The organism is Myxococcus sp. AB056 (assembly GCF_006547365.1).
In the GTDB taxonomy this organism is placed as follows: domain Bacteria; phylum Myxococcota; class Myxococcia; order Myxococcales; family Myxococcaceae; genus Myxococcus; species Myxococcus virescens.
Genome location: NZ_VHLB01000067.1, coordinates 38,302 through 49,491, shown reverse-complemented (window position 1 = coordinate 49,491; position 11,190 = coordinate 38,302). Strand labels below are relative to the sequence as shown.

Below are 11,190 nucleotides of genomic sequence, written 5' to 3'. Positions count from 1 at the left end.
CCGTCCTGCTGGCTTCCGGAGTCTTCAGCGCCGCCCAGTGGCTTCCGCTGATTTCCTCCAGAGGGGCGCGGCTTCTACCGCTTCGCCGCCCTCCCTGTCAACCGCTGCTTCGTTGACTCCCTCGACTTGTCCGCCCCTTCCTTCCGGGCTTCTTCGTCGGGGCGCGGCTTCTACCACCACCGCGTCTCCTGTCAACTCGCTGCGTTGACCGCCGTATTCCGTATTTTCTTACCGACCCACTCAAAGCGGATCCGCGCCAGTGCGCGGGCTTCTTCGTGAGATTCAGGGCTTCTACCACCACCGCCCCTGGGATCAACTTTCCGAGTTGAGCCCTCTATTTCCTGCTGCTGCTCCGTCGAGGCGCTTGGATCAGCCACCCGTCTGGAGGGGCGCGGCTTGTACCAGCGCCGCGTCCAGGGTCAACAATCCTCATCGACCCTTTTATTCTGCTGTCAGCTCCCCGCCCGGATCTGCGTCGGGCGGGGCGCGGCTTCTATCCCCGTGACGCGCGACCTGTCAACCACCCTTCCGTTCGCTCCCACACATTCGTAGGCAGCGGATCCATCAGGCTCAGCCGCCAGCGACTTCTTGGAGGGACGCCTCCACTCCGGACAGCAGCGCCTCGAGCGCCTCGTCAGAGATAGTCAGCGCCGGCGCGATGTACACGGTGTCTCCCATGGGCCGCAGGTAGAGCCCTCGGCGACGCGCGGCCTCGTACACTCGCCACCCTCCTCGAGCGAGGTAGCCACCACCGCCCAGGTCCACCGCGCCTACCATTCCCACGGCGCGGGGGCGCACCAGGCCTGGAATCGAGGCGGCCATCCGCTCGAAGGCGGCTTTCACGCGGGGGGCCTTTCGCGCCACCTGCCCCATCACATCTTCGTCCCGATAGACGGCCAGCACTTCCCGAGCGATGGCGGCGCCCAGCGGGTTCCCGCAGTACGAGTGCCCGTAATACAGCGCCCGGTTCGACGCCCCGAGGAAGCCGGAGAAGACGCGCTCCGAGGCCAGCGTCGCACCGAACGGCAGGACTCCTCCCGAGAGGGCCTTCGCCAGACACAACATGTCCGGCACCACGCCCGCCAGGTCCACCGCGAAGCGTGCGCCCGTGCGCCCCAGCCCCGTGAAGACTTCGTCGGCGATGAGGAAGGTGTCCACCTCACGCGTGGCCTCGCGCACCGCCCGGACGAAGTCCGGCGAGTACATCACCATGCCCGCCGCGCCCTGCAGCACCGGCTCCAGGATGACGCCCGCAATCTCCTCCGGGCGCGTACGCAAGGTGGACCGGACCTGTTCGAAGGCACGCGCCCAGCCCCCCTCCTCCGCCGGAGAGGGGACGTGCACCACGTCGAAGAGCAGCGGGCCAAAGACTTCCCGAAACAGGGGAACGCCCCCCACGCTGGTGGCGCCCATCGTCTCGCCGTGGAACGCCCCCGACAGCGTGATGAAGCGGGTGCGGCGCGGTTGGCCATTCTGCGCCCAGTACTGGGCCGCCATCTTGATGGCCACCTCCACCGCCGTGCTGCCGTTGTCTGAATAGAAGACGCGCGAGAGGCGCTCGGACGCGGGAAGGCCGGGGCGGTCCGAACCGGGGGCGATGGCCGCCAGCTCCGACGCCAGCAAGGCCGCCGGCTCGTGGGTGATGCCCGCCAGGGAGACGTGTGGGAGCGCGGCGGCCTGCTCGGCGAGTGCGCGCATCAGCCGCGGGTGACGGTGGCCCAGCGTGGACACCCACCAGGAGCCGTTGGCGTCCAGATAGCGCGTGCCGTCCGCGTCATGGAGGTACGCCCCTTCCGAGCGCACCACCACCAGCGGATCCGTCTCCGCGATGTAGGCCTCCATCGCCGTGTAGGGATGCCAGACGTGCGCCTTGTCCAATCCGACGATGTCCGCCCGCTTCACGCGTGTACTCCTCTCCTGGAGCTTCGTGCCCCCTCCGTACCGGAAGAGTGGGCCGCGCCGCCGCGCGTCATGTCATGCCACGGCGCGTTCTACTGATGGCCCCCTGAAGCGGAGCGAGCGGGCGTGTCGCCCCGTGGGGCAGGGCCGCCGCTCTTCCGCCCCGCGTGACGCTGCCATGACATGCCCGGTGTTACGCCGGTTCAGTCACTGACCCGGGAACTCGAATGGCCGTCCTCATCTTCTTCGTCTCGCACTGGCTGCTCTGCGTGTTCTTCCAGAGCTTCTTCCAGCACCGGTACGCGGCCCACCGCATGTACACCATGGGGCCGAAGACGGAGCGGGTGATGCACCTGCTCACCTACCTGGTGCAGGGCTCGTCCTACCTGTCACCCAAGGCGTACGCCATCCTCCACCGGGAGCACCATGCCTTCTCCGACACCGAGAAGGACCCGCACTCGCCCCACTTCTTCAAGGATGTGGCGCGGATGATGTGGCACACCAAGGCGCGCTACGACGACTACGCGGCCGGCCGCGGCCAGCCCGAGGCCCGCTTCCTGGGCGGCTACCCGGAGTGGCCGCTCGTGGACACCACGCTGCGCACCTCCTGGTTCGCCACGCTGGGCTGGGTGGCCTTCTACTCCGCCTTCTATGTGATGTTCGCCACCTCGCCCTGGCAGTTCCTGCTGCTGCCCCTTCACTTCCTCATGGGCCCAGTGCATGGCGCCATCGTCAACTGGTGCGGCCACAAGTACGGCTACCGGAACTTCGACAGCACCGACAAGTCGCGCAACTCCCTGCCCATGGACTTCCTCTGCATGGGGGAGCTCTTCCAGAACAACCACCACAAGTACGGCAGCAGCCCCAACTTCGCGGCGCGGAAGTTCGAGCTGGACCCCACGTGGCAGGTGATGCGCGTGCTGGCCCTGCTGCGCATCATCCGCATCGCCACCCCGCAGCGTGCCGTCTGGCCGGAGACCCGCGAGGCCGCACGCACCGGGAGCGCTGCTCCGGCCGCCTGACGGGCAGGCCAGCAACACACGGCGGGCACGTGCGGGGCGCGTTAAGAGTGCCCCCGTGCCCGCCGATACCCCGCTCCGTCTCCGCATCCTCGAAGCAGTGACTGATGCCCCGGCCGAAGGCTGGGACGCGCTCCTGGGCCCTGACGCCCCGCCCTTCGTCCGACATGCCTGGCTGGCGGCCATGGAGGAGAGCGGGAGCGCCACCGAGGAGACGGGCTGGGCGCCGCATCACCTCACGCTGTGGCGTGGTCCCAAGCTGGTGGCCGCCGCGCCCGCGTACCTCAAGTTCCACAGCATGGGCGAGTACATCTACGACTTCGGCTGGGCGGATGCCGCCGCCCGCCTCGGAGTCGAGTACTACCCGAAGCTCGTCGTGGGCGGGCCGCTGTCCCCCGCCACCGTCCCCCGCTTCCTCATCGCCCCGGGCGAGGACGTCCCCGCGCTGCGCCGGGCCCTGCTTGCCGCCGCCGCCGGGAGCGCCCAGGAGGCGGGCTGCTCCTCCGTTCACGTCCTGTATCCCACGGGGGACGAGGCGGACTTCCTGGAGGCCGAGGGGCTCGCCCGGCGCATCACCCTTCAGTTCCACTGGAAGAACCCGGGCTACGGCAGCTACGACGACTACCTGGCGCGCTTTGACTCCAAGCGCCGCAACCAGCTCAAGCGCGAGCGCGGGGCCGCGGCCACCCAGGGCATCTCCCTGCGTACGGTGCGCGGCGGCGAGCTCTCCCAGGCGCACGCCCGGCGTGCCTACGGCTTCTACACCTCCACCTGCGAGCGCCACGCCTGGGGTCAGATTCAGCTCACCCCCGACTTCTTCGCGCGGGTCTTCCGCACGATGCCGGGCTCGGTGGAGTTGGTGGAGGCGGTGCGCGGCCAGCAGGTCATCGCCGGCGCCTTCAACCTGGCCACCCCGGAGCGCCTCTATGGCCGCTACTGGGGCGCCTTCGAGGAGCACCCCTTCCTCCACTTCCACGTCTGCCTGTATCACTCCGTGGAGGACTGCATCCGGACCGGCCGCAAGGTGTTCGAGCCCGGCGCTGGGGGTGAACACAAGGTGTCTCGGGGCTTCGAGCCCACCGCCGTGCACAGCGCCCACCTCATCTTCGACAAGACACTGGACGGCGCGGTACGGGGCTTCCTCCGCCGGGAGCACGCCCGGCTGGCACCCGCCGTGGCGGAGGCCGAGCGCATCTGCGGGCTGAAACCCTGGCCCCTGGCCGCCTCCCCGGGCACCCAAGGGGCCACCGGCACCTGAACGCCCCCCGGACTGTCAGCCTGAAGAGGCCTCTCCGCGACTTGAAGTTGTGAAACCGGGGTGAGCCTCTAGAGTGTCATCGCCATGAAAGCCCCGGAGACGGACGAAGACTTCATCCAGTGGTACGAGGACTGCTGGGCGGACCGCGACGAAGTCGAGTATCCGAAGATGTTCGGCGCCATTGACGAAGGCGTCTTCACGCTCGACCAGACAGATGCCATCCAAGCGTGGATGGAGAGTGAGCTGGCCCAGGTCCAGGAAGCGGACCCCAACTGGGGTCCCATGGGCGTGCGCGTCTCCCCGCCCAGCGAGAGCTACCCCTACTGGACCTATGTCACCAGCGGACTGTCCAACCCCTTCACCGTGGCGCCCGGCGAGGACATCCCCGACGGCGCGCCCAGCGGGCTGGGCTACGAGATGGTCATCCACTCGCCTGAAGAGGCGAAGTGGCCGGTGTTCCGGCTGCTGGACATGATGGCCTACAACCTCGTGTCCCTGCGCGCCTTCGCCATGGGCCACCGCTACCCGGTGGAAGGCTCTCTGGACGGTGGCGAGTCCAAGCTGAGCGGCTTCGTGTTCGTCCGGGACCCGTCCCGGCCCGACCACTTCGTGCTCCCCAGCGGCAAGGTGCAACTGCTCACCCTGGTGGGCGCCACCCGCAACGAGATGGCCTTCGCCCGCTCCAACGGCATGGACAAGCTGATGGCCAAGCTGGTGGCCGCGGGCTCCGGCTACATCACCCAGCCCGACCGGGAAGAAGTGAAGTTGTAATCACACCGCTTCCGAGTCGCGCGCTGGCCGCCCTTCTCAGGGACCGGCGCGCGGCGGGGCGTCCTCCACCAGCGCGTGCAGGACGCCCAGCTCGAATGGCTTTTCGATGCGCGGCACCGGCACCGACTGGAGGAAGGTCCGTGCTCGCTCGGAGAAGCCTCCGCCCGTCATGAAGACGAAGCGCGCGAGCAGCTCCGGCTGACGCGAGGACAGCGCGTCGTACACGTCCATCCCCGTCAGGTCCCCCATCATCAAGTCACAGAAGATGCGGTCGAAGTCCGCGTCGCGCGCCAGCGTATCCAACGCCTCGCGCCCGCTGTGGACCACCACCACCTCGTGACGCACGCCGAGGATGCGGCCCAGCACCGAGGCGAGCAGCGGCTCGTCATCCACCACCAGCACCCGCTTCCGCCCGGGAAGGTCCTTGTCCTCCGCCACCCGCACGGCTGGCGCGTCCGCGTCGGTGGTGGGCAGCCGCACCTGGAAGACACTGCCCAGCCCCGGCGCGCTCGAGGCCGACAGCTCGCCTCCCATGCCTCGCACCAGGCCCAGGCTGGTGGACAGGCCGAGTCCAGCGCCCTCCCCCAGGGGGCGGGTGGTGAAGAAGGGCTCGAAGGCGCGCTCCAGGACCTCGGGCGCCATGCCGTGGCCGTTGTCCGCCACCTCCACCACCACCGTCGCGCCGTCCCTCCAGGTGGAGAGCGTCACCTGGTAGCGCGCCACATCCCCTTCCGGGATGGCCTGCGCGGCGTTGACGAGCAGTTGGAGGAACACCTGCCCCAGCCGCGTCTCGTGCGCCATCACCGTGGGCACCGGGCCCAGGCGCTTCTCGACGCGGGCCCGGTGGCGCAGGTGCGGCATCGCCATGGAGAGGCCGAACTCCAGCGCCGCGTGCACGTCCACGGGCGACAGTTGCGGCTCCTCCGCTCGCGCGAAGGTCTGCAAGTCACGGACGGTGGTGCGGATGCGCTCGGCGCCTTCCTTCGCCTCGCGCAGGGCCTCCATCGCCTCGCCCAGCGCGCGGGCCAATGTTTCACGCACGGCGCCCTGCGCCGCGAGGGGCTCGAGCTGCTCCAGCGCGAACTGCAGGTTGCCCACGACATAGGAAAGCGGGTTGTTGATTTCGTGCCCCACGCCCGCCGCGAGCTGCCCCGCCATGGCCAGCTTCTCCGACTGCACCAGTCGCTCACGCGCGGCCATGAGCTCGCGGGTGCGCTCGTGGACCAGGGCCTCGGCTTCCAGGCGGCCCGAGTGCTCGCGAGACAGGAGCACGTCCCGCTCCGCCTCCGCCTGCTTCCTGGCGGTGACGTCCCGCCCGAAGATGGACACGTTGCCGTTGGCGCCCCAGGCGTGCACCTCATGCCAGCGTCCAGGCGTGGCGCGCCATTCGAAGATGGTGTGGCCCGCGCCGCTCGCGACCCGGCGCAGCTCGCGCTCCATCCGCGTGCCCAGCAACTCCGGGCACGCCTGCCACAGAATCTGCCGGAAGAGCTGCTCCTGCGAACGCCCGCTGAGGGCCGCGGCCTCGTGGTTCACGTAGGTGATTCGCCAGTCCGCATCCAGCGTGAAGAACGCGTCGGGTGTGGCCTCCAGCATGCTCCGCACCCAGTCCAGGGTTTCGCGGACGCCCTCCTCCAACCGCAGGGCGCTGGTGATGTCACGCAGGCGCAGCAGCACACCGTCCCGGAGCGGCACCGCCGTTCCCTGGAGCCACACCTCCCCTTCCTGGAAGCTGTCCGCGGCCGGCCGCCCCGCCTCCACCACGTCCCGGAGCAGGTCCACCCGGGCGGCCAATCCCGAGCCCGGCATCAGCTCGCGCAGCCGCCGGCCTCTCAGCGACTCCGGGGAGGCGTGCCCCAGCGCGCGCGCACCCGCGGGATTCGCCCAGGCCCACTGGAAGTCGACGAGCGCTCCCGCCGCGTCCCTCACGGCGTGCAACACCATGCAGCCCTCAGGCTGGTGCCGCTCCGCTTCCTCGAGCGCCACCAGCAGCACATCTATGTCGGGCGCCGGAGCCGCCTGGAATCGGTCGTTCAGAATGGCTCCATGTCGACATGAATACGTGGCCGTCACAAGTACACGCGGCAGACATGTATCAGTATCAGTTCCCATGTGTCTGTCGGCCAACCGCCGCTTGACCTGGCTCGCGCGCGCAGGGGAGGCCCGGGCGGCTAGGCTCCTCGGCCGCCCATGACGCCCACCCTCATCACCGCCGTCCGCTTCGAGCCGCTGCACCTCCCCCTCACCGAGCCCTTCGCCATCGCCACCGGCGCGCAGTACGCCGCGGAGAACGTCCTGGTGCGGCTCACCCTGGCGGACGGCTCCGAGGGGCTGGGCGAGGCCGCCCCCTTCCCCGCCGTGAGTGGAGAAACACAGGCAAGTACGCTGGCCGCCCTGGAACAGGTGCGCGCGGGGCTGGTGGGACGAGACGCTCGCGCGTGGCGGCCCGCGTCCGAGGCGCTGGGGGATTCACTCGCGCTGGCGCCCTCCGCCCGGTGCGCCGTGGAGACGGCGCTGCTCGATGCGCTGGCTCGGCACTACCGCGTTCCGTTGTACGTGATGCTGGGCGGCGCGCAGTCCGCGCTGGACATCGACATGACGGTCACCGCGGGAGACGTGGCCCATGCGCGAACGTCCGCGCAGGCCATCCTGGCGCGGGGAATCACCACGCTGAAGGTGAAGGTCGGGGCGCTGCCGCCCGTTGAGGACGCGGCACGGCTGGTGGCCATTCATGAAGTGGCCCCTCAGGCCCGGCTCTTCGCGGATGCCAACGGCGGCTATGACGTGGCCGAGGCGCTCGCCTTCTTGAAGGAGCTGGCGCGCGCGGACGTCCCCCTGGCCCTCTTCGAACAACCCGTGCCCGCGCATGACGTGGCCGGCATGGCGGAGCTCACGCGCCGCTCGCGCGTGCCGGTGTGCGCGGATGAGTCGGCGCGCTCGGCGAAGGACGTGCTGCGACTCATCCGGGAAGGCGCCGCGCATGCCATCAACATCAAGACGATGAAGTGTGGCGTCGTCGAGGCACTGACGATGTGGAGCCTCGCTCGCGCAGCGGGCCTGGAGCTCATGGTGGGCGGCATGGTGGAGAGCGTGCTGGCCATGTCCGCCTCGGCGCACCTGGCCGCCGGCTTAGGGGGCTTCACCTACGCCGACCTGGATACGCCGCTGTTCATCGCGAGCCACCCCTTCCAAGGCGGCGCCCGGTACGCGGGCGCACGGCTGGAGTTGCCAACAGATGCGCCCGGGCACGGTGTCACGCTGGCCTGAGCCGCGCTCCGCCGCACGGACTGCGAACAGGCAACCGCCTCACTTGAAACCGCTTTGCTGAAGCATTCCAGCGGCGCTGCGCTCGTGCCCGCTGTCTCGGCGGGGGCCCCTTGATGGCTTGTCGGAGCGGCCTCAGGCTTTCCGACTGTGCCTGTCTCTCCTGATGACACCATCGCCTCCCTGCTGCACCCCGCACGTCGCGAGCCCGCACGCCTGCGCCGCCTCGCGGTGCTGGCCGCGTGTGCGGCGCCTCGGCCACCGCCCGTGAATGCGCTTGCCGAGGCGCTGGGCACATCGCTCCATGAGGGCGCCCGGCTCGCGTGTGAGGCGGGGCTGTGCACGATGCTTCCGGGCCACCGGCTGGCGCCCGCCAGAGCCGCGACGCTCGACATGGCGGTGAACCTGCTGGAGGTGGCCGAGGTCCGCGAGACCTGCGCCCGTTTGGCTCCGCTGGCCGAGGCCTCCGACGAAGCCCTGCTGTTGGTGCTGGCGGCGGACCCGCTGGGTCAGGGACGTGAGCAACTGCAGCAGGCGACGGGACGCGCCGCGGACATGGTGGAGGGCATCCTGTGGGCACTGGAGCCCACGCCCTCGCGCAGCGTGATGCCCGCGCCCTGGAACTTCGCCCATTGGGGTGAGCAGGCTCGGTGGGCCAGTGCCTTGCTCGCCACGGCCGCGCACGTCCTCGTGAGAGGGGGACAGGTGGCGTCCGGCCACGCGCTGGTGGCCTGGGCCCTGGGCACCGAAGGGCTCGCGGGCCGCATCTCGGAGGCGCATGGATTCCTGGCCCCCACGCATCTGCAGTTCCTTCTCGACGCCGGGCAACGAGAGGCGGGCATCTCCTTCGCGCGCGAGGCGCATCCGGCGCTCGCGGGCCCGGAGAACACTTTCTCTCGGCTGATGATGACGGTGCTCGAGGGACGTGTGGCGATGGATGCCGGCGACGACACGCTGGCACGGCGCCTGTTCACCACCGTGGAGGGACAGGCTCGCGCCGCCGGACTGGACGACCTGGTGGGACTGGCCAAGGTCGCCTTCGCCACGCTGGCCCGGCGCGCGGAGCAGAACACCGCCGCCATCCAGTTGGGGCTCGCCGCCCTGTCCCTGCTGTGCGGCGAGGTCCCCTTCGAGGCCGTTGCCCTGCTGGGCCTGGGGCTCGCCTACTCCCGGGAGGGCCGCCACCTGGAGGCCCAGTCCGCGCTCACGCTCGCCCTGCCGGGCCTGGACATCCCCTTTCAGCAGCTCTCCGCCTACCCACAGGCCATCGCCACCGATTGCTTCCTGGGCGATACCGCCGAAGCGGAGCGCAAGCTGGCAGCGCTCGCGGCGCGCGCACCCGATTCGCCCCAGGCCCGGCTGGCCGTGGGCCTGAGCCGCGCCCATCTCCACTGCGCCCGCGGCGAATGGGAGGCGGCCCTCACCACGCTGGACGGACTGAGCGGCGACGAGGAGACGGCGCAGCCCCACCTCTATGCCATCCCCACCGGATGGCTGCGCGTGGAAGCCCTGCTCGCGCTGGAACGGGCGGAGGAGGCCTCTTCCGTTCTGGATGCCCTGGCCCAGCGGCTCTACCTGCGCAACAGCGCCACCCAGCCCGCCCGGCTCCATCTGCTCGATGCCCGCGTTGCCTTCGCCAATGGCGATATGGCGCGTGCGCGCCGGGCCCTGCGCCGCGCGAGCGCGCGTCCCGACCGACTGAGCGCCCAGGACTTCTCGCTGCGGGTCCGCGTCCTCACGCTGCAACTGGCGGAGGCGGGCGGCACCGAGGCGCAGCGGCTGAGCGCTCGGCAAGCGGCGCTCGCGGAGTGGCGACGGCTCATCGACGCGCTGCCCCCCGAGGCCCAGCAGCGCTTCCGCCGCGCCTATGACAGACCTCGGCTGCGGACCCTGCTGGGTGAGTCCCCCACGGAAGACGGTTTCGCGCCGCCGTACCTGCGCGGCAGCTCCGCGGTGTTCCGCTCGGCCGTGGCGCAGCTGCGCAAGGTGGCTTCTTCCGACGCCAGCGTGCTGCTGTTCGGTGAAACCGGCGTGGGCAAGGAGCTGGCCGCGCGCGCCATCCATGACCTGTCCCGGCGCGCCTCCGGTCCCTTCGTCGCCGTCAACTGCGCGGCCATCAACGATGAGTTGCTGCTGTCGGACCTGTTTGGCCACGAGCGCGGCGCGTTCACCGGGGCCATGGCCCGCCAGCGCGGGCGCTTCGAGCAGGCCCACGGCGGCACCCTGTTCCTGGACGAGGTGGCCGACATCAGCCCTCGGGGACAGGCCGCGTTGCTGCGGGCCTTGCAGGAGCGCTCGTTCCAACGCGTGGGCGGCGCGGAGACGGTCCAGGTGGACGTGCGCGTCGTCGCCGCTTCCAACCGGAACCTGGCGAAGGCGGTCCGCGCGGGCGACTTCCGGCAGGACCTCTTCTTCCGGCTCAATGGCATCCAGGTGGAGCTGCCGCCCCTTCGCGAGCGCGACGAGGACGTGCTCCTGCTGGCCACGTACTTCCTGGAGCAGGCGGCACAGGAGCGCGGGGGCGCGCCGAAGTCGTTCACTCCCGAAGCCACGCGGTTGATGCGCGCCCACCCGTGGCCCGGCAATGTTCGCGAGCTTCACAACCTGGTTCGCGCGGCGGACGTCTTGTCGGATGCGCCCGCCATTGGTGGCGCGGTGCTCGCGCCGCTCTTGCAGCGGGCACTGGAGTGCGCCGAGCCCCGGCCCACGCCCGCGGCGATGACGGACCTCCCCATGCTCTTCCGGCAGCATGGGGGCTCCCTCCGCGACTTCCTCGCGGAGGTGCAGCGGCAGTGCATCGCCCAGAGCCTCGTGGAGAATGGCGGCAACGTCGTCGCCACCGCGTCGGCGCTGCGCATCTCCCGCTCCCGGCTGACGCAGGTCGTCCTGGGCAATGCCGAGCTGCGCCGGATGTCCGGGCGGGAGCTGGAGACGCCTCCCGCCCGGCCCACCCGCGCGCCGCGCGCTCGCAGGGCCTGA

At 70.3% G+C, this 11,190-nt stretch carries 7 protein-coding genes; 5 read left to right on the top strand and 2 right to left on the bottom strand.

Translation table 11 applies throughout. The features are described 5' to 3' along the window. Nucleotides 1-570: 570 nt before the first annotated feature. Nucleotides 571-1,902, bottom strand: a complete 1,332-nt coding sequence (gene bioA / locus FMP39_RS25825; protein ID WP_141592841.1) for an adenosylmethionine--8-amino-7-oxononanoate transaminase — start codon at nucleotides 1,900-1,902, stop codon at nucleotides 571-573. A 224-nt stretch (nucleotides 1,903-2,126) separates the two neighbouring features. Between bioA and FMP39_RS25820 the strand changes: the two genes are divergently transcribed. From FMP39_RS25820 to FMP39_RS25810, 3 genes are all read left to right on the top strand, one after another. Beyond that, nucleotides 2,127-2,921: an acyl-CoA desaturase gene (locus tag FMP39_RS25820; protein WP_090495913.1), complete on the top strand. Its 795-nt coding sequence runs from the start codon at nucleotides 2,127-2,129 to the stop codon at nucleotides 2,919-2,921. A gap of 55 nt (nucleotides 2,922-2,976) precedes the next feature. Beyond that, nucleotides 2,977-4,176, top strand: a complete 1,200-nt coding sequence (locus FMP39_RS25815; protein WP_141592840.1) for a GNAT family N-acetyltransferase — start codon at nucleotides 2,977-2,979, stop codon at nucleotides 4,174-4,176. An 84-nt stretch (nucleotides 4,177-4,260) separates the two neighbouring features. Then, a complete protein-coding gene (locus tag FMP39_RS25810; protein ID WP_011550459.1) occupies nucleotides 4,261-4,947 on the top strand; it encodes a suppressor of fused domain protein in 687 nt (228 codons plus the stop codon). Nucleotides 4,948-4,983: 36 nt separating this feature from the next. Here FMP39_RS25810 and FMP39_RS25805 read toward each other — a convergent pair whose 3' ends face one another. After that, nucleotides 4,984-7,059 (bottom strand): ATP-binding protein, encoded by a 2,076-nt coding sequence (locus FMP39_RS25805; protein ID WP_141592839.1) that lies wholly within the window; start codon nucleotides 7,057-7,059, stop codon nucleotides 4,984-4,986. A gap of 78 nt (nucleotides 7,060-7,137) precedes the next feature. Between FMP39_RS25805 and FMP39_RS25800 the strand changes: the two genes are divergently transcribed. Continuing rightward, entirely contained in the window at nucleotides 7,138-8,214 is a 1,077-nt protein-coding gene (locus FMP39_RS25800; RefSeq protein ID WP_141592838.1) for a dipeptide epimerase, read from the top strand. Between the two features lie 147 nt (nucleotides 8,215-8,361). Then, entirely contained in the window at nucleotides 8,362-11,190 is a 2,829-nt protein-coding gene (locus FMP39_RS25795) for a sigma 54-interacting transcriptional regulator (RefSeq protein WP_141592837.1), read from the top strand.